The organism is Nonomuraea sp. NPDC049714, from assembly GCF_044465295.1.
Classification (GTDB): domain Bacteria; phylum Actinomycetota; class Actinomycetes; order Streptosporangiales; family Streptosporangiaceae; genus Nonomuraea.
Window position 1 is genome coordinate 113,582 of record NZ_JBITLM010000011.1, and the last position, 23,869, is coordinate 137,450.

The 23,869-nt window shown below is 70.0% G+C and carries 25 protein-coding genes; 12 read left to right on the forward strand and 13 right to left on the reverse strand.

Annotation, left to right across the window (positions count from 1 at the left end):
* Positions 1 to 15: 15 nt before the first annotated feature.
* The gene (gene lnt, locus ACIBQX_RS35730) at positions 16 to 1,647 is read right to left on the reverse strand and encodes an apolipoprotein N-acyltransferase (protein ID WP_397012460.1); all 1,632 of its coding nucleotides are present in this window, start codon (positions 1,645 to 1,647) and stop codon (positions 16 to 18) included.
* A 408-nt stretch (positions 1,648 to 2,055) separates the two neighbouring features.
* On the opposite strand from lnt, the gene ACIBQX_RS35735 reads away from it, so the two are divergent.
* Positions 2,056 to 3,441 carry a hypothetical protein gene (locus ACIBQX_RS35735; RefSeq protein ID WP_397012462.1) on the forward strand — a complete coding sequence of 462 codons (1,386 nt, stop codon included), beginning with the start codon at positions 2,056 to 2,058 and terminating at the stop codon, positions 3,439 to 3,441.
* A 350-nt stretch (positions 3,442 to 3,791) separates the two neighbouring features.
* Here ACIBQX_RS35735 and ACIBQX_RS35740 read toward each other — a convergent pair whose 3' ends face one another.
* Entirely contained in the window at positions 3,792 to 4,088 is a 297-nt protein-coding gene (locus tag ACIBQX_RS35740; RefSeq protein ID WP_397012464.1) for a hypothetical protein, read from the reverse strand.
* A gap of 289 nt (positions 4,089 to 4,377) precedes the next feature.
* Here ACIBQX_RS35740 and ACIBQX_RS35745 point away from each other — a divergent pair, with 289 nt between their 5' ends.
* From ACIBQX_RS35745 to ACIBQX_RS35760, 4 genes are all read left to right on the forward strand, one after another.
* The gene (locus tag ACIBQX_RS35745) at positions 4,378 to 5,190 is read left to right on the forward strand and encodes a hypothetical protein (RefSeq protein ID WP_397012466.1); all 813 of its coding nucleotides are present in this window, start codon (positions 4,378 to 4,380) and stop codon (positions 5,188 to 5,190) included.
* Entirely contained in the window at positions 5,177 to 6,355 is a 1,179-nt protein-coding gene (locus ACIBQX_RS35750; protein WP_397012467.1) for a helix-turn-helix domain-containing protein, read from the forward strand. The genes ACIBQX_RS35745 and ACIBQX_RS35750 overlap by 14 nt, the downstream gene beginning before the upstream one ends.
* 460 nt (positions 6,356 to 6,815) lie before the next feature.
* On the forward strand, positions 6,816 to 7,223 hold the full coding sequence (locus ACIBQX_RS35755; RefSeq protein ID WP_397012469.1) for a YbaB/EbfC family nucleoid-associated protein: 408 nt from the start codon (positions 6,816 to 6,818) through the stop codon (positions 7,221 to 7,223).
* Complete coding sequence (locus ACIBQX_RS35760; RefSeq protein ID WP_397012471.1) at positions 7,220 to 7,591, forward strand: hypothetical protein; 372 nt, start codon at positions 7,220 to 7,222, stop codon at positions 7,589 to 7,591. Before ACIBQX_RS35755 ends, ACIBQX_RS35760 begins: the two co-directional genes overlap by 4 nt.
* Here the strand turns inward: ACIBQX_RS35760 and ACIBQX_RS35765 are convergent.
* From ACIBQX_RS35765 to ACIBQX_RS35790, 6 genes are all read right to left on the reverse strand, one after another.
* Positions 7,503 to 8,570 carry a hypothetical protein gene (locus ACIBQX_RS35765; RefSeq protein ID WP_397012473.1) on the reverse strand — a complete coding sequence of 356 codons (1,068 nt, stop codon included), beginning with the start codon at positions 8,568 to 8,570 and terminating at the stop codon, positions 7,503 to 7,505. The two genes, ACIBQX_RS35760 and ACIBQX_RS35765, sit on opposite strands and share 89 nt — an antisense overlap.
* A gap of 6 nt (positions 8,571 to 8,576) precedes the next feature.
* Complete coding sequence (locus tag ACIBQX_RS35770; protein WP_397012475.1) at positions 8,577 to 9,116, reverse strand: type VII secretion system-associated protein; 540 nt, start codon at positions 9,114 to 9,116, stop codon at positions 8,577 to 8,579.
* A 146-nt stretch (positions 9,117 to 9,262) separates the two neighbouring features.
* Positions 9,263 to 10,390: a hypothetical protein gene (locus ACIBQX_RS35775; protein ID WP_397012477.1), complete on the reverse strand. Its 1,128-nt coding sequence runs from the start codon at positions 10,388 to 10,390 to the stop codon at positions 9,263 to 9,265.
* Entirely contained in the window at positions 10,380 to 12,584 is a 2,205-nt protein-coding gene (locus ACIBQX_RS35780) for a xanthine dehydrogenase family protein molybdopterin-binding subunit (RefSeq protein ID WP_397012478.1), read from the reverse strand. Before ACIBQX_RS35780 ends, ACIBQX_RS35775 begins: the two co-directional genes overlap by 11 nt.
* On the reverse strand, positions 12,581 to 13,582 hold the full coding sequence (locus ACIBQX_RS35785; RefSeq protein ID WP_397012480.1) for an FAD binding domain-containing protein: 1,002 nt from the start codon (positions 13,580 to 13,582) through the stop codon (positions 12,581 to 12,583). Before ACIBQX_RS35785 ends, ACIBQX_RS35780 begins: the two co-directional genes overlap by 4 nt.
* Before the next feature lie 4 nt (positions 13,583 to 13,586).
* The gene (locus ACIBQX_RS35790) at positions 13,587 to 14,081 is read right to left on the reverse strand and encodes a (2Fe-2S)-binding protein (RefSeq protein WP_397012482.1); all 495 of its coding nucleotides are present in this window, start codon (positions 14,079 to 14,081) and stop codon (positions 13,587 to 13,589) included.
* A gap of 316 nt (positions 14,082 to 14,397) precedes the next feature.
* Here ACIBQX_RS35790 and ACIBQX_RS35795 point away from each other — a divergent pair, with 316 nt between their 5' ends.
* Both ACIBQX_RS35795 and ACIBQX_RS35800 read left to right on the forward strand, forming a co-directional pair.
* Positions 14,398 to 14,832: a helix-turn-helix domain-containing protein gene (locus ACIBQX_RS35795; RefSeq protein ID WP_397012484.1), complete on the forward strand. Its 435-nt coding sequence runs from the start codon at positions 14,398 to 14,400 to the stop codon at positions 14,830 to 14,832.
* On the forward strand, positions 14,823 to 15,176 hold the full coding sequence (locus ACIBQX_RS35800) for a hypothetical protein (RefSeq protein ID WP_397012486.1): 354 nt from the start codon (positions 14,823 to 14,825) through the stop codon (positions 15,174 to 15,176). The genes ACIBQX_RS35795 and ACIBQX_RS35800 overlap by 10 nt, the downstream gene beginning before the upstream one ends.
* Here ACIBQX_RS35800 and ACIBQX_RS35805 read toward each other — a convergent pair.
* Complete coding sequence (locus tag ACIBQX_RS35805) at positions 15,074 to 16,630, reverse strand: alpha/beta hydrolase (RefSeq protein WP_397012488.1); 1,557 nt, start codon at positions 16,628 to 16,630, stop codon at positions 15,074 to 15,076. The genes ACIBQX_RS35800 and ACIBQX_RS35805 overlap by 103 nt on opposite strands.
* 188 nt (positions 16,631 to 16,818) lie before the next feature.
* Between ACIBQX_RS35805 and ACIBQX_RS35810 the strand changes: the two genes are divergently transcribed.
* Together ACIBQX_RS35810 and ACIBQX_RS35815 are read left to right on the forward strand one after the other, a co-directional pair.
* Entirely contained in the window at positions 16,819 to 17,994 is a 1,176-nt protein-coding gene (locus ACIBQX_RS35810; protein ID WP_397012490.1) for a sensor histidine kinase, read from the forward strand.
* Positions 17,991 to 18,659 carry a response regulator gene (locus ACIBQX_RS35815; RefSeq protein ID WP_397012492.1) on the forward strand — a complete coding sequence of 223 codons (669 nt, stop codon included), beginning with the start codon at positions 17,991 to 17,993 and terminating at the stop codon, positions 18,657 to 18,659. Before ACIBQX_RS35810 ends, ACIBQX_RS35815 begins: the two co-directional genes overlap by 4 nt.
* A gap of 70 nt (positions 18,660 to 18,729) precedes the next feature.
* Here ACIBQX_RS35815 and ACIBQX_RS35820 read toward each other — a convergent pair whose 3' ends face one another.
* Positions 18,730 to 19,137: a nuclear transport factor 2 family protein gene (locus tag ACIBQX_RS35820; protein ID WP_397012494.1), complete on the reverse strand. Its 408-nt coding sequence runs from the start codon at positions 19,135 to 19,137 to the stop codon at positions 18,730 to 18,732.
* A gap of 59 nt (positions 19,138 to 19,196) precedes the next feature.
* Here ACIBQX_RS35820 and ACIBQX_RS35825 point away from each other — a divergent pair, with 59 nt between their 5' ends.
* Entirely contained in the window at positions 19,197 to 19,778 is a 582-nt protein-coding gene (locus tag ACIBQX_RS35825) for a TetR/AcrR family transcriptional regulator (RefSeq protein WP_397012495.1), read from the forward strand.
* Between the two features lie 118 nt (positions 19,779 to 19,896).
* Here ACIBQX_RS35825 and ACIBQX_RS35830 read toward each other — a convergent pair whose 3' ends face one another.
* Entirely contained in the window at positions 19,897 to 20,496 is a 600-nt protein-coding gene (locus tag ACIBQX_RS35830) for a hypothetical protein (RefSeq protein WP_397012497.1), read from the reverse strand.
* A gap of 28 nt (positions 20,497 to 20,524) precedes the next feature.
* Positions 20,525 to 21,529 carry a MerR family transcriptional regulator gene (locus ACIBQX_RS35835; protein WP_397012499.1) on the reverse strand — a complete coding sequence of 335 codons (1,005 nt, stop codon included), beginning with the start codon at positions 21,527 to 21,529 and terminating at the stop codon, positions 20,525 to 20,527.
* A gap of 304 nt (positions 21,530 to 21,833) precedes the next feature.
* On the opposite strand from ACIBQX_RS35835, the gene ACIBQX_RS35840 reads away from it, so the two are divergent.
* Entirely contained in the window at positions 21,834 to 22,046 is a 213-nt protein-coding gene (locus tag ACIBQX_RS35840; protein WP_397012888.1) for an AsnC family protein, read from the forward strand.
* A 141-nt stretch (positions 22,047 to 22,187) separates the two neighbouring features.
* Here ACIBQX_RS35840 and ACIBQX_RS35845 read toward each other — a convergent pair whose 3' ends face one another.
* Positions 22,188 to 22,352 carry a hypothetical protein gene (locus ACIBQX_RS35845; protein ID WP_397012501.1) on the reverse strand — a complete coding sequence of 55 codons (165 nt, stop codon included), beginning with the start codon at positions 22,350 to 22,352 and terminating at the stop codon, positions 22,188 to 22,190.
* A gap of 358 nt (positions 22,353 to 22,710) precedes the next feature.
* Here ACIBQX_RS35845 and ACIBQX_RS35850 point away from each other — a divergent pair, with 358 nt between their 5' ends.
* Positions 22,711 to 23,727 carry a TerC/Alx family metal homeostasis membrane protein gene (locus tag ACIBQX_RS35850; RefSeq protein WP_397012503.1) on the forward strand — a complete coding sequence of 339 codons (1,017 nt, stop codon included), beginning with the start codon at positions 22,711 to 22,713 and terminating at the stop codon, positions 23,725 to 23,727.
* Positions 23,728 to 23,869: the final 142 nt, after the last annotated feature.

The following is a 23,869-nucleotide window of genomic DNA, read 5'->3' on the forward strand; positions in this document are numbered from 1 at the left end:
GATAATGGGGCGCTCTTACGAACGACTCATTAAGTGCTTGACAAGCCCACCGGGCGTTTCTATCCCATTTAACTCGTTTGGGTACTGATCGACCGCCGTATTATCGCTCGGTACACGGCAGCGACACCAGCGCCGTCGCATCGGACAACACCGCCGGCCGGCTGCCGCGACTGCGGCACCGAGCGCGATCCCGCCGGCCAGGGCGAGCACCCAGTCGCCCAGCCGAACGTACGGCGTCTCCTCGACGGACAGCGGCACGTCCACCACGAACGCGCCGCGGTACTCGGGCGGGAACCAGGCCAGCCGCCCGCCGCGCGCGTCGAACGCCGCCGAGGTGCCGTCCAACTCGATCAGCACCGCCGGCCGGCCCGACTCGACCGCCCGCAGCGCCTCGAAGCTCGCCTGCTGCGCGTGCGCCCAGCTCCCATGGAAGGTCGTGAGCGACCCCTGCGTGATCGTCACGTCCACGCCCCTGCGGGCCAGGCCGCGCCGCAGGTCCGGAAAGGTCGACTCGTACGAGATCAGCGGCCCGACCCGGCGGCCGGCCACCTCGAACACGACCGGCCCGGCACCGGTGATCCGGTCCTTCTCCGCCGCCTCGGTGTGCCCCGCGATCCAGCCGAGCACCGGCCGCAGCGGGATGTACTCCCCGAACGGGGCCAGTCGCTGCTTGACGTACGTGTTCACGACCCCGTCGGGCGTGTACTGGTAGGCCGACTTGGCGATCCGGCCGGAAGAATCCGTGGCGTCCACGTTCACCAGCAGGTCGGCGCCCGCCTCGGCGGCTGCCCGGCGCAGCATGCGGTCCACGTCCGGGCGCCGGCCGGGGTCAAGGGCGACGCTGCTCTGGCCCCAGACCACCACATCGGGTTCACGGCCGGTGAGTTCGCCGGTCAGCTGGAGGTGCGCGGCCACACGCCGCTCCGCGCCGGGCACGGGGCCCGGCTGCACGCCCGCCACGCGCATGACACCCGTCATGACGGGCTCGGGCCGTACCAGCCCGGAGCACGCGGCGAGCGTGGCCAGCGCGACGGCGGCTCCCCCGCCGACCAGCCGGGCCCGCCGGCCGGCGTCCGGCAGCACAGCGATCGCGAGTCCGACATTGACCGCGACCAGGGTGAAGCTGAGCAGCCATACGCCACCGAGCGCGGCCAGCCCCAGCACCGGCCGCACCTGCCACTGGCTCGACCCGAGCAGCCCCCAAGCCCCGCCGAGGTGCTGCCATGAACGCAGCGCCTCAACGACCACCCACACCGAGGGCAGCACCAGCAGCGCCACCCCCACCCTGACGGGGGAACCACGCCGCAGAAGCCCGTACGCGACCAGCCCGAACGGCACCCACACCAGCCCGATGACCAGCACCGCCAGCGGCCAGAACACGCCCAGGAACGGCAGCACCCAGTGCTGCAGCGTCCCGAAGAAGCCCGCCGACGCCCACCAGCTCCGCCACCCCGCCTCACGGAACGTCCCCGCCGTGGCCACCAGGAGCAGGAACGGCACGAGGCCGAACCACGCCCACCACCAGGCCTTCACGGCGGGAAAGGCAAGGGCCAGGCACGCACCGGCCACCGCGGCCAGCAGGCGCGGCGCCCAGCGGCGCGCCAGACCGGCGCGCTCGGCCGTGACGATGGCGGACGCGGTTCCCACACTGCTCCGCTACCCCACCTGGCGTCCGTCACCGGCCCCCAGAAGTACGGCGGAACGCATCGCCTGGAGTCCGGCCGCCCCGGATACGGCCCCAGGACCTGGCCACGGCCAAGACGGTGGCGAAGACCAGCGTGGTCAGCAACTCCCAGCTGATCGTGGGACCGAAACGCGGGACGATCCAGACGAAGCCATCGCGGAACCGGCCGGCGGTCGGACGATCCCGGGGCACCTCGATGCCAGCCGCGAACCGTACTCTGAACAGCCTCTGACCTGGCTCTTCGTAGCGTTGCAGGCATGGATGAGGCCGAACCTTCCCCAGCCGCGCACCGGACGGCCGACGTCTCTCACGGTGTGGCGAGCACCTGGCGGAGCGGTCGGCCGCGGTCGTGGAACACCGTCCGTTCGTACGTGGCACTGGGACTGGTGGCCGCCTGCTACACGGCGGTTCAGCTGGCGTTGACGGTGAGGATCGGGCTCGGATGGGACGAGAGCGTGTACATCAGTCAGGTGGCCCGCGGCGTTCCCGCCGCCGAGTTCACAGCGCCACGCGCCCGCGGGGTTCAGCTCCTGGTGGCTCCTGTCGCGCTGGTCACCCCTTCGGTGACGGCCATCCGGGTCTATCTCAGCCTCCTGTCGGGAATCGCGTTGTTCCTGGCCTACCTGCCGTGGATCCGGTTGCGGGCCGGAGCGGTGGCACCGATGGCCGCCGCCTTGTTCGGCGCCCTGTGGCTGTCGCTGTTCTACGCCAACGCGGCCATGCCGAACATGTGGGTCGCCTATTGCGGCGTCGCCGGGGTGGGCCTGGCCTGCCTGGCGGAGGCGCGTCCGAGGGCACGCCTGGCCACTGCCGGGATCGTCGCGGCATTCGCGATCGCCTCGCTCATGCGCCCCTCGGATGCGACCTGGCTGGCGTTTCCGCTGGTCGGGTACGGGATCGTGCGCAGGAGCCCGCGGCTGCTCTTCGCCACGGTGGCCGGGCTCGCGATCGGGTGGGCGGAGTGGATGATCGAGGCGGTCATGCGGTTCGGGGGGCCGCTCGCGCGCCTGCACGCGGCGGGGGCGGAGAACGCGACGGGGCTGCGCTTCAGCCTCCCCGACCATCTGCGCGCGCTGGACGGGCCTCTGCTGTGCCGCTTCGGCGTCGAATGCGGAGGGCTGCCGCTGACGCAGGTCGCCTGGTTCGCGGCGGTGCCGGTCTTCGCGGTACTGGGCGTATGGATGGCCCGGCGTCGTGCCCTCGTGGCGGCCCTGGCCTGCGGTCTGTCACTCGCCCTGTCCTACGTCCTCACCGTCGGCTACGCCGCTCCGCGCTTCCTGCTGCCCGCCTACGCCCTGCTCGCTCTCCCCGTCTCGGCGGGCATCGGCTGGCTGTGCCGGCGGCGGGGCACCGCGGTGCTCGCCGTCGCCGGTGTCGCCTGCTACTTCGCTGTCCAGGCCAGGTCCGTCCACGTCTACGGCGAGCAGATCTACGCCGCACGCGCCGCCGTGCCGGCGGTCGCCGCCCGGCTCCAGCAGGTGGGGATGCGCCCTCCGTGTTTCCTGTACGGCCACGACGCCGTACAGATCGGCTATCTGGCCAGATGTTCCTCACACGGCGTCTTCCGCCACTACGGGGGCACGTCATCCGTACCGTCCTCGATCAGGGCCGCGATCGCACGGCGCGCTTGGGTCGGTGTGATCACGACCTCCCGCAGACCTCCGGCCCCCTTCCTCACTTCCTGGACCCCGATCGACCTTCGCGTGGATGGGGAGAAGACCTGGTACGTGTTCGTGCCGCCCCGCGGGAACCCGTGACTGAAGCGACCACGACGCACGCTCGGCTTGGGGCTCAGAGACGGTCCCGTACGACCAGTACGCGATTCCCCCATTCCCCCCGGCACCGAGCACACAGCACGAGATCGGCACCGGGAGGCATGCTGGCCGTACCGCGGATCCGCGGTCACGTCGAGACGACCGTTAGACGGCGGTGTTCTACGGACGGGGCCGAGCCACGGCCCGGCCGGCGGCGATGATCGCCGAAGGAATGCACACAGAGCCCGGCCTGATCCTCATGACCGGGACGTCAGGAGCCGGGAAGTCCTCATCGCCGATTTCGGGCGGATGACACTAGGAGCAACCGACCCATTCGCCGGCCGCCCCGTGACTTACCGTACGGGAATGCCGAGTTCGCGGCCGAGGTAGAAGTCTTCCCGCTCCTCCAGAACGTAAGGAGCCATGGTCGCACGCCGAGATGTCTCGGCCTCGGAAGCCCGCCAGGAGTCGCACGCCTCCTTGGTGTCCCAGAACGACACCCCGGTGATTTCCTGCCCGTCCTCGGTCCAGTACGCATAGGCGTGACTCAGGCCCTCCGGATACGGGTCCGGGCGCCATGCCCGTTCGAACTCCTCCAACGCGCCCGGCTTGATGCGACGCGTCGTCACCCAGACGAAGTGCTCTCTCATCGCAGCCTCCCCCGCGACACCGACTCGGCTTGATGGCGCTCTCTCCATCCACCATAGGTCCGCGGCACTTGGCTTCCGTCACCCGGGGCATGCCGCTCGCCGTCGCACCTCCGGGCAGGTCAGGGGGACGCAGTACGGCGTGCCCGGCCGGCTCGCTCCAGTCGCCACCTGGCGGCGGTTCGCACACGAGAACCAACATCAACTCAGCTCGGATCGGGAGTATGATGCACAAAAGTAAAGTGCCTGCGTCGATCTTACGGAAGAGAACGAAGTCAGGATGGAGGGGTAGATGAGCGCGGAACCGTCCTTGTCAGGCTGGGCCCGTGAGCGGTTCGGTGAGCGTGCCGACACCGTGCGCCGGCAGCTTGCCGTCTCCCTGCTGGAAGCGGTGGGCAACGCCCAGGACGCCCAGCGCTCCTCGCTCAGCGACAAGAACTTCGCCTACGGCAGCGCCCTGATGACCCGCCGCTACGAGGCGCTCGTCGAGGGCTTCCGCAACGAGCCCGATTTCCAGATGATCCGGCCGTACGGCTCTCCGCACCACCTGGTGATCCTGAACGGCAACCTGCTGCTGCCGTTCCGCTATGCCAAGGACGACCGCACACCGATCACCGAAGCCCGCGTCAGCGACGGTCGCGTCTCCGCGCTCGTGCGCGAGCTGTTCGATCGCTTCAGCCCTACGGTCTCCTACCACCAGGAAGAGCTCGACCTGTCAGCCCAGGAGGAGACCGAGCGGGCCTCGGTCCGGGTCGAGCTGGAGCGGCTGCCCGCCGATACCCGGCTGATCCCGGTGGCCTACGCCGGCAACGCCCAGGCCGGCCTCATCCGGCTGTACTGGGGTGAGGCCGAACTGATCGACGGGTTCGGCCGGATCCGGTGGCTGCACTGCGAGCCGGTCCCGCTGACGGGCCTGTCCGCCGGACCCGCTGCCTCCCTACGGCACGCCCCGCCGGCCACCGCGGCCCGCTTCGACCACGGCTCGCTGCCCGACCTGGCGTTGCACGCCAGATCGCGGATCGAGCGGAAGAATGACACGATCTTCCCCGTCAGCAGCGAGACACCCGAGGAAACCGCGGTCACCGGCGACAATGAGCACCCCTGATCCCACCCGTCCCTTCACCCCCATCGGCACCATGCCCGGCGGGCCGAGCCCGCAGGCCGTCGCCGACGCCTTCGACCCGGCCCGGCTCACCCAGGCGCGACATCTGGCGGCGATGACCAAGAAGGACCTGGCCGAGCAAATCGGGGTGACCCCCGCGGCGGTCGGCCAGTACGAGACCGGCATGACCCGTCCTCGACCTGACCTCATCCCCCGCCTCGCCGACACTCTCGGCGTGCCGACGGCCTTCTTCCTCACCGGCCGCCCCCACGGCAAGCTCGACGGATCCACGGCGCACTTCCGCAGCCTGCGCTCCACCCGCGCCCACCAGCGCGCCAAAGCCGTCGCCTTCGTCGAACAGGTCTGGGAACTCACCTACGCGCTGGAGAAACAGGTCCGGCTGCCGCACGTGGACCTTCCAGGGTTCTCCGGCGGCGAGGTCCACTCCGGCGTCGAGGTGCCGCGCGAGCCCGCTCTCGCCGCCCGCGCCCTGCGCCACCTCTGGGGACTGGGCAGCGGGCCGGTCTCGCACATCGTGCGGCACATGGAAGCCCACGGCATCATCGTGGTCTTCCCGCCGCCCGACGAGGACGCCACGACCGTGGACGCCTTCTCCACCTCGCAACTGCCCCGGCCCATCGTGGTGCTGACCGCCAACCGGTTCGACGACATCCACCGATACCGCTTCACCGCGGCACACGAGCTGGGCCACCTGGTCCTGCACGGCGACGCCGCTTCCGGCGACTCCCAGCAGGAGCGGGAGGCCGACGTCTTCGCCGCCGAGTTCCTCACCCCGAGGGACAGCATCCTGCCCGAGCTGCCCACCCGCCTGGACCTACGCCGCCTGGTGGCGCTCAAGCACACCTGGGGCGTGTCGGTCGACTCCCTGCTGTACCGCTGCCGCGAGGTCGGTCTGATCTCCGACTCCGCCGCCGGCCGCGCCTACCAACGTCTCAAGACCCTGCGCGACCAGCCCGGCTTCGCCCCCGAGCCGATCAGCGACTACCCCGGCGAGCAACCCGTACTGCTACGCCAAGCTTTCGATCTGGCCATCGCCGAGACCGGTTTGACCATGGCGAAACTGGCCACCCAGCTTGCCTGGCACGTCCCCCGGGTCCGCGAGCTGCTGGGCGAATCGGACCAGCGTCCAACCCTGCGGGTCGTCTGACGATCCGTAGGCTCCGGGTTCGAGCCGGCGCCCTACCATTTCGACCTGCGGTTTCCCAAGGTTCTGCGGTCGAGTCATCAAGCGCCGGACGGCGTTGCGGCCCAGGGACAGCAGGCGGGCGATCTCCCGCAGCCCTTGGCCTTGCTCGAGCAGGGCGTGAACGGCGGCATGCCGCTCGCGGGTCGGGTGGCGATGTGGTCCCACCTGTCCGCGAGTTGGGTCGTGTGCGGAGCGCCCCGGGCGATGCCCTCGGCATAGGCCGCCGACTCGATCGCAGCAGATGATCTCGACATTCGCCCCACCGGAGCGCCGTGATCGCAGCGCTCGTGATCGCAGCGTTCGCCATGATGCGTCCCTCACGTGTCTCCAGCGGGAGCGCGGGGCCTGGACATGGTCCACTCACGAGCCGTTCACCCGGACGACCCTTTCTCGTACGCCGCCATCCCTATTCTCTCGACCCGTGGCCGTGGATTTCGAGGATTTCGACCGGTTCCTGGACGAAGCCAGGCGCGGGCTCGACGCGCTGGGAAAGGAGCCGCCGCCGGAGAAGGAACTCTCCGGTGGCGAGGGGACGGCCGCGGACGGGCGGGTGTCAGCGAGGGTCTCCCCGGAGTGCCGGCTCACGTCGTTGCAGGTCGATCCGCGAGTCATGCGGATGGGCTCACACGAGCTGTGCGACTTGATCATGATCGCCGTCAACGCCGCGCTGGATGACCTGCGCGCGAACCTCGAGGCCAGGCACGAACACGTTGACGTGGCGGGACTGGCCCGGGCGCTGGAGGGCGTCCAGGAGGAGTCCATGCGGAAGATGAACGCCTTCATGCAGGAGATCGGCGATCTCGCCCGCCGGACCGAGGGCCGCGGATGAAACCCCTGGACGTCCGCCCGTCCACCCTGCGAACGGCGTCCGGCGGGCTCGGCCAGGCGCGGGACGATCTCGCCGCACGCAGTGGCGAAGTCGGCGGCTCGCCGGCCATGTTCGGCGCTGGGCCCATCGGCGGGCTGGTCGGCGGGCTCTTCGTGCAGACGGTCGGTGCGATGCTGGAGTCGCTGGAGTCGGTCGTGGCCGACCTGGGGGACACCGAGCAGGCGCTGAGCCGGATGGACGTCGAGTATCGCCGGGCCGAGCAACTCGGCGCGGAGGCCGTCAGCCGGGCCGCGCGTGGGGATTATCCAGCCACTCGCCCACCGTCGTCTCCCCCTTCCGGGACACCTCGTACGGCCGGGCTCGCGTGATGTAATCCGGGGCGACGCCACCAGGAAAGACGACCTCGTCGTAACTCGAGTTCGGCAGCCGGAGGCCGGTGCCGCCGGGCGTGCTGACCTCGTACACCCATCCCTGTCGCCCGTACTCGTGCCACTCCTGGTGGATAGTGGGTTTGTAGCTGGTGCTGACGAAGGCGGAGCTCCTCGCCCGCTCGTCCAGGAAGGCGACGTACCCGTTCAGGTCGGTGTTGAGGGGATTCCTTGGCTGCAAGCCCTGGGAGAAGATCTCGTCGGGGTGGCGGGTGTCGGACCGGTAGACGGGTCGGTCGTCCCGGCGCCACACCGGCCGCGCGCTGGAGAAGGGGGAACCGCGAAAGCCCGGCCGGGGCCGAATCGCGGAAATGTCGACGTGACGGTTCGCGGCGACCTTGAGGGGGTCCCAGTCCGCCGGGCGGCCACGCAGCCGGCCGACGCCGACGCGCAGGAGCATGACCGCGCGCTTCAGCAGGTCGACCACGCTGCGCGAGAAGAAGCGGGCGATGTCGTCCAGCAGCTTGCGCAGGGCGGTACGGGTCGCGGCCGTACGCGCGGCGACGGCCGCCAGCGAGGCCGCCGGGGAGACCACCACCGTGGCCATGGCGCTGGCGACGGCGATCAGCAGCGCGACGAGCTGGGCGATCACCCCGAGCTTCCACAGCAGCACGATCAGCGCCGCGGTCAGCAGGGCCAAGCCGACCAGCTCGAGGGCGTCGGCCAGCCGGTTCGCCCGGTCGGCCGGCGCGCTTCGCTCCGCCCACGAGCGGTAGGCGTCCACGCCCTCGCCGGAATTGTGCTCCAACGCGTGGCTCTGATGAGCCTCCGTGTCCTGCGCGGACTGCCTCAGCCGCGCCGAGAGCATCACGTACCGCGCGCCCTCCGCACGGATCGCGTCTTCGTCGGAGTCCGGCCAGACGGCCAAGCCGGTCCAGGCGAGCGGAGCGGCCAACTCCGGCGACAGCTGAAGGGACATGGCCGATCAGCGGCCGTCCGGGCGGGGGATGCGGATGCCCGCGGGGCCCTCTGCGTTGAGCACGAGATCGACACCTTCGGGCATAAGGCCCACCAGGTCGGAGCCGCGCAGCACCTGCCAGTCCGACATCTCGGCCGGAAGGTTCTTCGGCAGATGGGCCTGCGAGGTGTAGGCCATGACGACTCCCGTGTCGTACACCGGGATCTTCCCCTTGACGCCTGCGCCTACGAAGACCTCCGACTCCAGCAGGAGCGGTATGAGGTCTCCGCCGTCCGAATAGCCGGTTACGGCCAGCTGGACGGCGGCTTCGAGCGGGTCGGCCGGCTCCCCGAAGCCCAGTGACACGGGCGATGGCCGGTAGTTCGGGTTGGGGGTGAACTCCTCGCTCGTCTCGCCGCGCTCGTCGACCCGCCACGCGCCGATCACACCGTACGGGGGGACCGCGCCGTCCGGGTCGAAGAACGGGTCAATGGCGTACAGCCACTGACCGGGCATCGAACGTGCCTCGGCGCGCATGCGGTCGGTGAGCGGGGGAGGCGCGGACACGATCGGCAGCCTAGTCGATCAGTACGTCCCGCTGTAGCGGAGCTCGGGCCTGCCCTCTGCCGTTCGGCCCCAGGTCACTCTCCGGCCACGCCGGCGTCTCCCCCGGGCAGCGGGGCCTGCCGTTCCCTGCGCTCCTGATCGACACGTTACGGGTCCTCGGGTGAGGAGATACGTGCCGGCCACCGTCGCCACACCGCGACGTGGAGGATCACCACGGTGCTCAGCGAGTTCAACGTGACGTGCGTGGTCCAGCCCCATTCGTGCTCCGGTGGCACCCCCAGGGCGTGGGCGAGCATCGGCAACGACCAGACCAGCAGCGCGGTGAGGATCACCGTGACCGACACGGCGATGGTGCGGCCCAGCGCGAGACTGTCGGTCGCCCGGATCGCCGGCCAGGCCTCGAAAAGCATGGATACCAGCAAGACGCACCCGATACCGGTGCCCGCCACGGCGGTGATGCGGGCGCCCGGCCAGCCGAGGCCGCCGGAGGCGAGCAGGTAACTTCCCCACCCGCAGGCGATCACGGTCACGTTGCCGAGCAGGAGCCGCAACCACCTCCGTTCGATCCGCGCGAACGGCCAGCCGCGCAGCGTAGTGTAGAAGATCATCTGCCACAGGCCGATCGACACGAACCAGGAACCGTACTCCTCCCCCGCGATCGCCTGTGAACGCACCGCGACCAGCCAGGCGATCAGGCCGAGCGCCCAGCACAGCACCAGGGCGGCCAGGCCGGACGGGATGCGGCCGAAACCGTCGAGCGGCCGGCGTTCGCAGACCAGAGTCAGTTGCAGCATGATCGTGAAGATGCAGCCGGATAGCTGAAGTGTGGCCGGATAGGTGCCGGTATGGGCGGAGTCCGGTGCGAACACGCCGATCAGGTCCGGTCCGTTGACCACGAGTTGGCCGAGCACGGTCAGCAGGACACCGCCGGCCACGACGATCGCGGTGTCGTACAGGCCGGACCAGTGGCGCGGGAACATCACGCCGGGCCAGTCCTCCCACCAGAACGCGATCATCGCCATGATCGGCAGCGCGAACGTGATGATCGGTCCGAGCAGGATCAACGAGTGGCCGGCCCCGTTCGCGCCGATGGACAGCAGTACGGTGACGGGGACGACGAAGGCTAGGCCGATCAGGCCGCGCAGCGGTTGGTGCCGTCTGGCATCGGCCAGCGCGGCCGGACTGAGCGCGTCCGGCCGGCTGATCGCCGGGCGGTGGCCGAGCGCGTGGGCGGATGGTGCGGCCGTCGACGTCGCCAGCTGTTCAGAGGACATCTTCCAACCTGATCGGCAGCCGATGCATGCGCCGGCCGGTCGCGTGGTGCACGGCGTTGGCGACCGCCGCCGCCACCCCGACCATGCCGACCTCGCCGACCCCCTTCACGCCGAGTGGATTGAACAGCAGGTCGGGCTCGTCGATGAACTCGACCTCGATCTGGTGGATGTCGGCGTTGACCGGGACCGGGTATTCCTCCAGCGTGTTGTTGAGGAATCCGCCGAAGCGGTCGTCCACGTCGCTCTCCTCGCGCAGTGCGGCGCTGATCCCCCACACGACGGCCCCTTGGACCTGGCTCGTCGCGGTGACCGGGCTGGCCACCCGGCCGCAGTCGGCCACGCTGACCACGCGCGGCACCCGGACGCGTCGCGTGGTGGGTTCGATCCGCACCTCAACGAAGTGCGCGATCCAGCTGAACGTGACGAACTCGGGGTAGACCGGCCCGGCGTAGGCGAGGAGGCCGTTGTCGAGCTGATCGAGGATCTGCGGGGTCTGGCCGGGCGCGAGCGTGGTGGCCTCGGCCGTCACCACCGGCTCGCCCGTGCCGCGGACAGCGGCAGGGATGTCCACGTCGCCGGGTTCGGTGTTGTCCAGGGCCTTGCGCAGCTCGCCGAGGGCGGCCTGCACGGCGGACAGCGCGGTCGCGGTGCCCCAGGAGCCTGCGGTGAGATGCTGCGGCGCCAGTCGGGTGTCGCCGACCTCCACGATCACCTTGTTCACCGGTATGCCGAGGTCCTGTGTGACGAGCAGCGCGATGGCCGAGCGGATGCCCTGGCCCATCTCGTGCCCGCCGACGGCCACGGTGACGGTGCCGTCCTCCGCCGCCGCGATGTGCGCGACGGCGGGCACCATGCCGCCCGGATAGCAGCCGGCCGCCACCCCCCAGCCGATGATCGAACCGTCCTCGGCGATCATCGATCCCGGCTCCGGATCGCGTTCGTCCCAGCCGAATCTGGCCGCGCCGCGGCGCAGGCACTCGGCCAGGTGCCGGCCGGAGAACGGCAGACCGGTCACCGGGTCTGCCACGGCGTCGTTGGCCAGCCGCAGCTCCACCGGGTCGAGACCGGTCGCGTAGGCGAGTTCGTCCATCGCGGACTCGTACGCGAACATGGACGGGCTCTCCCATGGGGCCCGCATGAAACCGGGGGTCTGCACGTCGGTCCGCACCAGGCGTTGCCGGCCACGGAACGCGGGCACCGCGTACAGCCGGGACGAGACCGTGGTGATCTCGCACGGGAACAGGTCGTGCCGTGAGGTCTGCTGGTCGACCTCGTGGATCGCGGCGCGCAGCCTTCCGTTCTCATCCGCGCCGAAGCGTACGGTGTGCAGTGAGTTCGGCCGGAAGCTGCCGGTGTGGAAGGTCTGCGGCCTGGGCTGCGCCATCTTGACCGGCCTGCCGAGCCGGCGGGACGCGATGGCGATCGGCCCGATATGCCCGTACAGGGAGTTCTTGTTGCCGAACCCGCCGCCGATGTAGGGCGTGGTGACCTCGACGTCGGCCGGATCCAGGCCGAGCTGCGTGGCCAGGCCGTACCGTATCGCGTCCGCGTTCTGGGTGCTGTCGTTGACGATGAGCCTGTCGCCGTCCCAGCGTACGACGGTCGTGAACGGTTCCATCGGCACCGGGTGCTGTGGGGGGTGTTCATAGGTGCCGATGATCCGCACCGGGCTGGCTTCGAACGCCGCGTCCGCGTCGCCGACCTTGATGTCGGCCAGTCCGGGCAGCGGGATCGCCTGCTCCTGCACCACGGTCTCGGCGCCCTCGGCGTCGATCTTCACCGTGAACGGCTCCGGCCGGTACTCGGCCGTGATCAGCTGCGCCGCCTCGGTCGCGGCGACCAGGTTGTCGGCGACGATCAGGGCGATCGGCTGACCTCGATAGGCGACGTGGTCGTCGCGTAGCGGCTGCAGGCTCTGCACAGCGTGCCCGCCGGCCATGATGAAGCCGACGTCACGCAGTTCGTCCGGGCCGAACGTGGTCTCCACCAGCAGCACGCCGGGCACGGCGGCGGCGGCCGAGGTGTCGATCCGCACGATGCGGCCCTTGCCGATCCGCGCGGTGGCGAACGCGGCGTAGGCGACGCCCTCGGGTACGCGGTCCGCGCTGTAACGAGCCTTGCCGGTGACCTTCTCGTAGGCATCGACGCGACGGGTGTCCAGCGGCGGTGTGGTGGAAGTGTTCGTGACAGTCATGGGGTGGCTCGCTCTCCTGCGATACGCAGCGCGTCGGCGACCGTGCGGATGCCCAGTTCCACGCGGAAGCCGTTGTACCTGCCGGGCCGGGCCGCCGCGAAGGCGACCTCACCGGCGTGGCGGGCGGTCTGCGGAGTCAGCCGCTGACCGAGCAGGCTCCGTTCGGCCTCGGCGGCCCGCCACGGCCGGGTGGCGACGCCGCCGAGCCCGATCCGGCACTCGTTGACAACGCCGTCGCCGTCGAAGGTCAGTCCGACGGCGGCTGCGACGAGGGCGAACGCGTAGGACTCGCGGTCACGGATCTTCAGATAGGTGGATCCGCGTCCGGCCGGAGTGGCGGGCACGCGGATGCGGACGATGAGTTCGTCCGGGGCGAGCACGTGTTCGCGGGTCGGGTCGTCGCCGGGTTCGACGTGCAGCTCCGCGATCGGCAGGCTGCGTTCCCCGGCGGGGCCGACGACGTCCACGACGGCGTCGAACGCGATCAGCGCGATGGGGAGGTCGCCGGCGTAGGTGGCGATGCACGAGTCACTGCCGCCGAACAGGGCGTGGCCACGATCGTGACCGCCGATGGCCGCGCAGCCGCTGCCCGGTTCGCGCTTGTTGCACGGGAATTCCGAACCGCCACGGAAGTAGGCGCAGCGGGTGCGCTGCAACAGGTTCCCGCCGAGGGTCGCCATGTTGCGCAGTTGCTGCGACGCGGCGCGCCACAGCGACTCGGCCAGGACCGGGTAGCCGGCCTTGACCGCCGGGTGGTCGGCCACGTCGGCCATGCGCGCGCCGGACCCGAAGACCAGCTCCCGCTCGCCGACATGGATGGTGTTCAGCTCGGCGAGCCGGTGCACGTCGATGACCGCGGGGGGTGTCTCGATGTCGAGTTTCATCAGGTCGAACAGGGTTGTGCCGCCAGCGAGGATCTTGGTGCCGGGCCGGGCCGTGCGGAGCGCGTCCAGGGCGTCGTCCACGGTTTCCGGCGCCACGTAGGCGAAGGCGCGCATGACATCACGCCCCGTTCCGTGTCGCGTCCGCGGCCTGTCGCACCGCCGCGACGATGCCCACGTACGCGCCGCAGCGGCAGATGTTGCCGCTGAGGTATTCGCGGATCTCATCGTCGGTCTCGGTGTGGCCCTCGGCGATGCAGGCGATGCCGGACATGATCTGGCCAGGCGTGCAGTAACCGCACTGCAACGCGTCGTTGTCGATGAACGCCTGCTGGAGCAGGTGCGGACGGCCGTCCTCTCCCATGACGCCCTCGATGGTGGTGACGGCCTGACCGGCGACCTGGACCGCGGGCGTCAGGCAGGACAGCACCCGCCGGCCGTCCACGTGCACCGTACAGGCGCCGCACTGGCCCTGGTCGCAGCCCTTCTTGGTGCCGGTCAGCGTGAGCCGCTCACGCAGCACGTCGAGCAGCGACTCTCTCGGGTCCACCTCGAGAGCGACCTCTCGCCCGTTGACCGTGCAGGCCAACTCCCAGGTGGAGAGATGTGTGGACATATCGCAACCCCTTCGTAGGTCCCAGCACGAGCGGCGTCGACCGAGGTCGAGCCCGATGACCTCGGGATGACGGCGCTCGCCGGCGGTGCGCTCCGGGGGGCCTTGACCGCAGGTGCGGTGTGAGCGGCGACGGGTGTCATGAACTGTCGCTCCTCGGTCGGGTGGCCCCGGACGATTTCTCCGGTGAGCCAACAGGTTGCTCCGACCGTGCGGCGTTTATCCAGCTCTTCACTTTGCGTACGTTCGGCCAGGCTACCATCGGCAGGGTCAGGCTGACGGGTTCCGGCCACGATGACCTGGGGCGATACTGAAGGGCATGGCCATCCACGCCGACCGCCGCACCCACCCGGCAGCCGTGCCGGGCCCCGGCTCGGGAGCCGGGCATGAGCGGCACTTCGACCCGCACACGGAACTGAGCGAGTTCCTGCGCACCCGGAGGGCCCGTCTGAAGCCGGCCGATGTGGGGCTCTCCGGGCGCGACCGGCGCCGCCGGGTGCCGGGGCTGAGACGGGAGGAGCTGGCACAGCTCGCCGGGGTCTCCGTGGCCTACTACACGCGTTTGGAGCAGGGCAACGCCCGCAATGTCTCGGTCGAGGTGCTGAACGCGATCTCCGGCGTCCTTGAACTCTCCGACGCGGAGCACGCGCACCTGCTGCACCTGGCCAAGCCGAGCCGGCACCGGGCGAGGACTTCCGGACGTTGTGGGCGGCCCACAACGTCAAGAAGAAGTCACACGGCAGCATGCGGATGACGCACCCGCTGGCGGGTGCGCTGACGCTCCGCTACGAGACCTTCACGCTCCCCGGCGACCAGGAACAGTCGCTGGCGACCTACCACGCCGAGCCCGGTTCGGCGCCGGCGGCAGGGAAGGACCGGTCCAGCGCCTCTATGGCCGCGGGCTGGGGTACGCCGGGCCGCGATGGGCTTCGCCCCGGCTGCGGGCACGGCTCAGCCCCCGGTCGTGGACCGGGGGCGGGGTCGTGGCTTGAGGGTCAGGCCTTAGGTCCGTCGCAGATGAGGTCCTTGGCCGGCAGGGTTCCCTTCGACAGGAACGCGACGGTGGCCTTGTCGGCGCAGGTCGAGCCGGTGCCGTAGGCGAAGTGGCCGCCGTGGTCGGCGCCGACGAAGCCGGCGCGGCCGCCCAGTGCCTTACGCATTCCCCGGCCGGCGGCCCACGGTGTGGCGTTGTCGCGGCGGTTCTGCAGGATCAGGACGTTACGCGGACCGTGCGAGGTGACCTTGACCAGCGGCTCGATCGGCTTCTTCGACCAGAACGCGCACGGCGTGATGTTGTTGGGCATGCCGGCGCTCAGCGGGTACTTCGCGCGGGCGGCCGCAGTGGCCTTGGCGTAGGAGTCCACGTCGCGCGACCAGGTGGTGTCCCCGCAGATCATGGCCAGAGCCATGGTGACCTGGTTGTCCGCCGGCACGCCCGGCGTGGCCGGGGTGTCGGCGAAAACCTGCCGGAGCACGGCGGCGTCCGCGTCCGTCGGGGCCTTGCCGGCGGACAGGGTGGCCGCCGCCTTCCAGAACCGGGTGAGCGGGGCGAGCGTTTCGTTGTGCTGCAACATCTGGTAGGTGACGCCGCGCAGCAGCGCACCGCTGATGGCCACCGGTGAGCCCGGCACCGTGGCCGGTTTCCGGTCGAGGCGGTCGGCCAGCGTGAGGAAGGTGTCGGTGACCTCGTCGACGGTGCCGCCCAGCCCGAGGCCGGCGTCGTCCGCCGCGGCGACGCGGGCCGCGTCCGGGAACCGGTCGTTCATGCCCTGGTTCCAGGTGTTCAGCATCTTCGCCCACGCCTTGCTCGGGTCGACGTTGCCCTCCAGCACCATCCGGTCGGTGTTGCGGGGGAACAGCGAGGTGTAGACCGCGCCGAGGTAGGTGCCGAAGGACTGGCCCCAGTAGGAGATCTTCCGGGCGCCGAGCGCCTGGCGGATGCGATCCATGTCGCGGGCGGTGTTCGCGCTGGTGAAGAACCGGAGCTTGTCACCGACCGTGGCGCACTGCTTGGCGACGGCGCGCGCGGCGGTGACGTTGGCCTTGATCGAGCCGCGGGCGTCGGGGTAGGAGAACAGGGTGAGGAGGCCGGCGCCGGACAGACCGCAGCTCATCGGGGTGCTGTGGCCGACACCGCGTGCGTCGAACCCGATCAGGTCGTAGGAGTCCAGCACTGACTTCGGCAGCGTCGGCGCCATCCGGCCGGGCATGTCCAGGCCCTGCAGTCCCGGGCCGCCCGGGTTGAACAGCAGGTTGCCGCGCTTCTTGCCAGGCTTGGCGGTGGCGATCTTGGAGACCGCGACGGTGATGGTCTCTCCGTTGGGGCGGCGGTAGTCCAGAGGCACCTTGACCGTGCCGCAGGTTTGCCTGGGGTCCCGTTTGGCGCCCGGCGCGAGTTTCGGACAGTCGCCCCACTTGATCGAGGTCTGGACGTGGCCGGCGGTCGCTTCGGCACTGGCGCTTTGCGGCTGCCCGCCGATCACCGCCCCCGTCACCGCACTCGCGGCCAGGGTGCCGGCGACGACGATTCGTACGCGGATGGTGCTTCCCATGGTGCTGCTCTCCCAATTTTCGTTGTGCCGCGATCCGGCTTCGTGGTTGACCGTGGTTCCGGCCGCTGGCAAGAAATGTAGGAGTTGCGGGCCCTGTCCCGAATCACTGTGCTGGGGACATTCCGTGTAGCTCGCATGGGGGACAAACGCGGCGGCATCGACGATCAGAGATCGCTAGGCTCTGGGCCATGTCGGGGACCTGGGTCAGCGACCGCTCGCGAAGGTTGCGGGACGTGTGGCGCGTCTACGACGCCGCGGTGTGGGACCGGTGGCTGGCCATTGTGTTCACCGGGCTGGCGTTCGTGCCGGCGCTGTCGATCATGAGCGTCCAGTTCGGTAACCTGCCAGGACGTCCGGCCGACGCGTTCACGATCGTCCTGGTCCTGGCACAGACGCTGCCCCTCGTCGTACGTACCCGGTGGCCTGCCGCGTGTCTGGCGATCAACGGCGCGGCTTTCGTGGTCCACGAGACGCTCGGCTACCCGATGCAGTTCGGCACCGTGACGATATACGTCGCGCTGTACTCGGTGGGCGCGCACCAGGAGCGGTACCGGCGCGTCATCGCCGTCGTGGCGTCGGCCGCGTACGTCGTGCTGTGCGTGGCCATGCTCCTGCTCGGCTCACCGGCTGTGCTGAGCGAGTTCCTGGTGTTCTACCTGCTTTTCGCCGCGTGCTGGGTGGGCGGCGCCTTCGTACGCGGGCAGCGGCTCCAGGAGGCTGAGCGACGGCGGCTCGCCGCCGTGGCCGCGACCGCCGCCGAGCGGGCGCGCATCGCGCGGGAGCTGCACGACGTGGTGACCCACCACGTCACCGGCATCGTCGTGCAGGCCGACGCCACGCAGTTCGTGGTCACGTCGCCGGACCGCGTGGTCACGGCACTGTCCACGATCGGCGGCGCCGGCCGTCGAGCCCTGGCCGAACTGCGGTACCTCCTGGACGTGCTGGAGGCGACCGGAGAGTCGGCAACACCCGTCGTGGGAAGCGTGCGAGATCTGGTCGAACAGACCCGAAGCGGGGGCCAACCGGTCAAACTTGTGGAGGACGGCGACCAGCCCGCGCTCCCGGTCGGCGTGGGACTGGCCGTGTACCGGGTGGTGCAGGAGGGCCTGACGAACGCCGTCAAGTACGCCGAAGGCCGCCCGACCACGGTGCGGGTCGGCTACCGGGACGATCGCGTGGAGGTCGAGGTGACGAACGCCGCCGCCGCGGTTTCCGTCGGAGCCAGAAGCGACCTCTCCGGCGGTCGCGGCCTGGCCGGACTGCGCGACCGGATAGGCGCGCTGGGCGGCGAGCTGGTCGCGGGCGAGCAACCGGACGGCGGTTTCCGGCTACACGCGTCGATCCCCGTAGGCGGTGCCGAATGACCATCCGCGTCATGATCTGCGAGGACCAGGAGATCGTCCGCACCGGCTACGTGACGGCGTTGGACGCGCAACCGGACATGGCGGTGGTCGGCGTGGCCGCCGACGGCCCGGCCGCGGTCGAGGCGGTCGCCGGCCTGAAGCCCGACGTGGTGATCATGGACATCCACATGCCGCTGATGGACGGCATCGAGGTGACGAGGCGCATCGCCGGCCCCGGTGTCGTCGCGCCGCCGAAGGTGCTGGTGGTGACCACGTTCAACGTGGACGAGTACGTCTACGAAGCCCTGCGCGCCGGAGCCAGCGGCTTCCTCTTGAATGACTCTCCCCTGCTGGAGCTGGTGAACGGCGTCCGCACCGTCGCCCGCGGCGAGTCCCTGCTGTCCCCCACCGTGACCCGCACCCTCATAGGTCGTTTCGCCGACCGCCTCCGCCCGGCGACCTCGACCCCCGCCGAGGATCCGCTGGCCGTCCTGGCCCCCCGCGAACGCGAGGTACTGCGCCTGATCGCACGTGGCCTGTCCAACGCCGAGATAGCCGCGGAACTGGCAATTAGCTTCGAGACCGTCCGAACCTACGTCTCCCGGATCCTCACCAAACTGGACCTACGCGACCGCGTCCAAGCCGTGGTCTTCGCCTACCGCACAGGCTTCGCCGACCGCCGCTGAAAAAGTCGGCGAGCCGCTCCGGTCGGGACCGATCCCCGGCCCGGTCGTCCAGGGCCGTCCGCCACGCCGGTCAGCCGCCGAGCGCGGACAGGACGGGGCCCAGGTCCCAGTAGGCGCGCAGCGAGGCGATCCGCCCGTCGCCATCGATCCGGTAGACGAAGACGCCGTCGTAGCCGACGGAGGCGCCGGTGGGGAAACGGACGGAGACCGAGGCCACGACCGCCGCCTCATCCCCTGCGGGGTGCACCGCGGTGACCTCGAAGCGCACCCCGTTGGGGGCGACGGTGAGCTCCCAGAAGCGTTCGAGTGCGGCCCTCCCCCGTAGCCCGGTGGCGTCGGGATCCAAGGGGGAGCCGCCGACCGGGTCGTGAAGCACGGCGTCCGGCGCGTAGCAGGCGAGCCAGGCGTCCCGGTCGCCGGCGCCGATCGCGCTCATCGCGGTGAGCGCGGCGACGGCCGCCGGGTGGGTGGTGTCCATCGGGTGCCTCCTCGGGAGCCTCAGCTTGACGCGTGTCAAGCTAGAGCTATGCTTGACACGTGTCAAGCACGCGATCGGGCATCCTGGAGACCGCCCGGCGGCTCATCACCGAGCAGGGCCCCCAGGTCTCGATGGCTGAGGTGGCCCGCGCGGCGGGGATCTCCCGGCAGGCGGTCTACCTTCACTTCAGCTCCCGGGCGAGCCTGCTGGTGGCCGTCGTGCGGAACATGGACGAGCAGAACGGGATCCGCTCGCGCTGCGAGAAGGCGCTGACCGGGGAGGAGCCCGTCGAGGCGTTCCGTGCCTTCCTGCGCGTCTGGTTGCGGTACGTGGCGACGATCCACCCGGTGGCCTCGGTGCTGCTGGCCTCCCGCCGCGACGACCCCGACGCCGCCGCGGCCTGGACGGACCGGATGGGCGAACTCCACGAGGGCTTCCTCGTCGCCGCCCACCGACTGGGAGCCGCCGGGCGGCTGCGACCCGGCCTGGCTCCGGACGTCGCCGCCGACCTGGCGTGGGCGATGACCTCCATCCCCGTCTGGGAGCAGCTGACGGCCGACCGGGGCAGGAGCGCCGGTGACGTCGAGGAGCACCTGATCGGCGCCGTGACCGCCGCTCTCACCGGCGACCCGACGCCGTAGTCCGGCCGTGGGCCTGCCGGGCTCACTGTGCGCTGACACAATGTCTCGGAGAGCGGGAGGCGCCCATAGCGCCCCGAACCGGTCAACGGTCCGAGGCACTATGGGCGGAATACGCGCGTCATCCCAGCATTCGATCCTCATCGAAGCCGAGTTCCTCTTCTATCTCCAGTTCGAATGCGGCGTGCCATCGGACAGCGTCGGGCCAGGACGGCGCCGTCATCTCCCGAACGCGGTCGAGCGCCTCCACCGTGCCGATCGCCCCCAACGAAAAAATCACCTTCTGGCACAGCCAGTACGCGGGCGCATCCGTCTGCACAGAGCGTCCGGCCACTCTGAAAAGGCACGCGACCGCGTCCGTCGCCTGGATATCACCCAGGATGTCGACGAGGTCTTCGTTGTTGAGTCCAGGGACATCCGCATCAAGGATTTCCCGGAGAACCTCGCCGAGCCCTGGTGCCTGGAGAAGGGCAGCAAGATCGGCGAGCCGCTCCACTCTGCGCCAGTCGCGCGCACGAGCTGCCTCCCGGATCCAGGCGGCGATGGATTCCGCCGTCTCGGGAAATTCGGCCGCGACAGACTGGGCGTACTGCTTGGTGATGAATCCCACCGCAAGGGGATTCGCCATTTCGACCGAGGAACTGCCGTCGCTTGCCCGCATAGCGCGTAAGGGCGTCTTCGTCACTCTTCCACAGGGAAACAGGCGAGAATCCTCGTCCACGCCCGTCTCCCCCTCCGGCGTACCGAGTTCACCCGCCCGGCCGGACGGAAGCACGAAGGGCCGCCGCCATCCACGCCGAGACCGCCGCGAACTCCTCGCCCGTATCGGGCGGGGTCTCATTGATCACGGCCACCAGGGACAGGTACCTGCCATGAGTCACGTCGTACCGGGTCGTCTCCTCGGGTTCTTCCCGTTGGAACTGCTCGGCCATGAGGTAGGCCGTGGCCAGTCGTTCACGTAACTCGGCCGTGGGCTGCCTGCCGGCGACCCCGGCGGCCGCGTCCGCCATGCGTACGACCAGCTCCTGTGCCCGTGGAGAGTCCGCCGGCAGCCCGGAACGATACGCCGCCATGATCTCCTCCATGATCGCTGTCCCCGTCCCGTAAATGAAGTTCTGGATCGGCGTGGCGGCCATGTCCCGTCCCGGGAATGTGGAGTAGGTGTCCTGGAGGTAGGAGCGGACCGTATTCCGGAACTCCTCGCCCTGGACCAGGTCGGCCAGCTCGATCCAGGCTTCGAGCTGGGTGACCGTGGGGTCCTCCGGCAGGCGCGGCCGCATCGTCCGCAACCGCTCGACGAAGCCGGAGGGCACGTCGAGACCTTCGCCGACGTCGTTCCAGAAGTCGTCGATGAGCCGCTCGCGCTCCTCATCGGGCATCGAGACGAGTTTGCGCATCAGTTCCGCCTGATCGGCCGTGCCGCCTTGCTTGACCAGGGTCCTCAGCACGGCCCGCCTGGCCCGCAGGCCGCGCTCTTGACGCTCGACGATCTCCAGGTGCGCCGCGAGGAGATCGTGCAGCGACGTCTCGCCATCGAGCAGCCGGCGGATGTCGTCCAGGCCGGCGTCCAGGTCTCGGAGGGTGCGGATGAGCTCCAGCCGCGCGATGGCGCGGATGTCGTACAGCCGGTGGCCCGCGTCGGTCACGCGGGTGGGCGCGACGATTTCGGCCTCGGAGTAGTACCGGATGGCACTGACATTCAGACCGGTGCGGCGTGCCACGTAGCCTATGGGATACAGTTCGTTGTCGTCCATACGGCCACTATGAAATCTCAAGCCACTTGAGATTCAAGCCCCGGTCCGGGACCCAGGTGCCGCGCGCAGGTGACGGTCGCCGTAGCTCAGCAGGCGGCCCGCTTCCCGTAACCGGGCGGTGATCTTGTTGTGGCGTGCACACGGTGCTCGCCGGTTCCGCCGCCGCGATCCGATGGTCTTGCTCGACCAGCCGATTCAGCTTGGCCCGGGTGCCTTCGACCTGCCCCGGCTGAGTGGACAGTCCGACTTCAGGAGAATGGCGAATCGAAGGATCAGACCCGAGCGGGCATACGAATCCAAGGGAATGGCCGCCCTTGACCTTCGTATTCTGGCCGAGCTGCAGGTCGACGCCAGAGTCAGCTTCGCCGAGCTAGGCCGCCGGGTCGCCCGTACGGTCACACGACCACGTCTCTCATCCACACTGCGCCCGTGCCACGCCGCCCCCTGCCCCTCGAGTGAGACTCGGGCACGTCTCCCGATCGCCCTTACGGGGAGCCCTTGCCCAACAACCACATGATCGGGAGCTGACCTCCCAGTGCCCAGGTGCGGCCCTGTGGGCAGTCCCAAGCCCGTCCGGACTCGTCGGCGAACTACACCGCGCCGACTCCTCAGCAGGCACCCGGCCGGGCTGTGCTCCAGGTAGCGGATGAGGGCAGGGTCAGGGCACCCGGCTCGGCGGCCAGTCGGGGCGGTCCTCAACCGGCTGCCCGCGAGAGGGGCCGGGCGGCCGCGACGGCCGCGCCCACAGCACCGCGGCGGTCACGAGCGCGGAGAGGATCAGCAGGACGCCCAGCAGGATTTCCAGGAACACGACGATCGGCATGCGGACTCTCCCTCGGCCTCACTTGGACGCATGGCCATGAGGACGAAGGTCTTCCCGCACCCTGCCCGCCGGAGCGCGAGGGCCGTCCCGCCGGGCCTTCCCAGGCGCGAAGGCCGTGATGACGGCTGGAACGTCGGACGGCGGGTACTCCCCTCCGTGCTCCCTCCACTATCGGCTCGCCGCGCACGGGCGTCAAACCCCGGGCTGGAGCCGCACCGGTATGTCGCCTACTCTGGAAGATCGAGGGGAGTACTTCCCAAGCGCCGGCCCGGTCAATACGGACGAATCCTCGGCCCCGGGCGGCCGCCCCCGGTGGGTGAAGGAGACCTCGGACGACTGTCGCGTTCGAGGAGGTTCGATGCCCGCACCCACCGGCCTGCTGTCGGCTGCCCAGATCGAGACGATCGGCACGGCGCCGCTGTGGACGATCACTGTCGCCGGTCTCGTTTTGCTGCTGGTCCTGGATTTCGTCATGACCCGCCGCCCGCACACGGTCCGCATGCGCGAGGCCGTCGCCTGGTCGGTCTTCTACCTGGCCCTTCCCCTGCTCTTCGGCCTGTACGCGTGGTACGCGTTCGGGGCCGGCGTAGCGGTCGAGTTCTACACCGGGTACGTGGTGGAGAAGTCGCTGTCGGTCGACAACCTCTTCGTGTTCATGCTGCTGCTGTCAGCCTTCGCGGTGCCCCACGAGCTGGCCCAGCGGGTGCTGCTGTACGGGATCGTCGGGGCGCTGGTGCTGCGAGCGATCTTCATCGCGCTCGGCGCGGCCGTGCTGCAGAGCGGCACATGGGCGTTCCTGCTGTTCGGCGGCATCCTCATCGTCACCGCGTGGCGAATCCTGCGCGATGCGATGCGCGGCGGGGAGCAGGAGGTCGACATCTCCTCCATGCGGTCGATCCGGCTGCTGCGCCGGTTCATGCCCGTCACCGGCGACTACCACGGCTCCCGCCTGACGGTCCTCGAGGGCGGCCGACGCGCGCTGACGCCGCTGGCACTCGCGATCGTTGCCGTGTTCGCCACCGACATCGTGTTCGCCGTCGACTCCGTCCCCGCCGTGTACGGCGTCACCGAGGACCCGTTCCTCGTCTTCATCACCAACGCTTTCGCCCTGCTCGGCCTGCGCGCGCTGTACTTCGTGCTGCAGGGCGTCCTGGCCAAGCTGCGCCACCTGAACCACGGGCTCGGCGTCATCCTCGGCTTCATCGGGGTCAAGCTCGTCCTGCACTGGGCACACGGCATCTGGCCGGCCGTGCCAGAGATCCCCACGCTGGTCTCGCTCGGCGCCATCGTCGCGACCCTGGCCACGGTCACGATCACCAGCGTGCACGCCAACCAGCGCGACGCCCGCCGCGTCCCCGCCACGCCCCCACGATGATCACGGCGGGCACTGTGACGCGCTGATCGACAACTGCTGGTGTGAACGCCGCGCGGGGCCGACGCCCGTCTGCCCCGCGCGGCCCGTGGCTGCCCGAAAGTCGGCCGTTGACGCTGACCTGGTGTTCGGAGTCCTGTTCTTA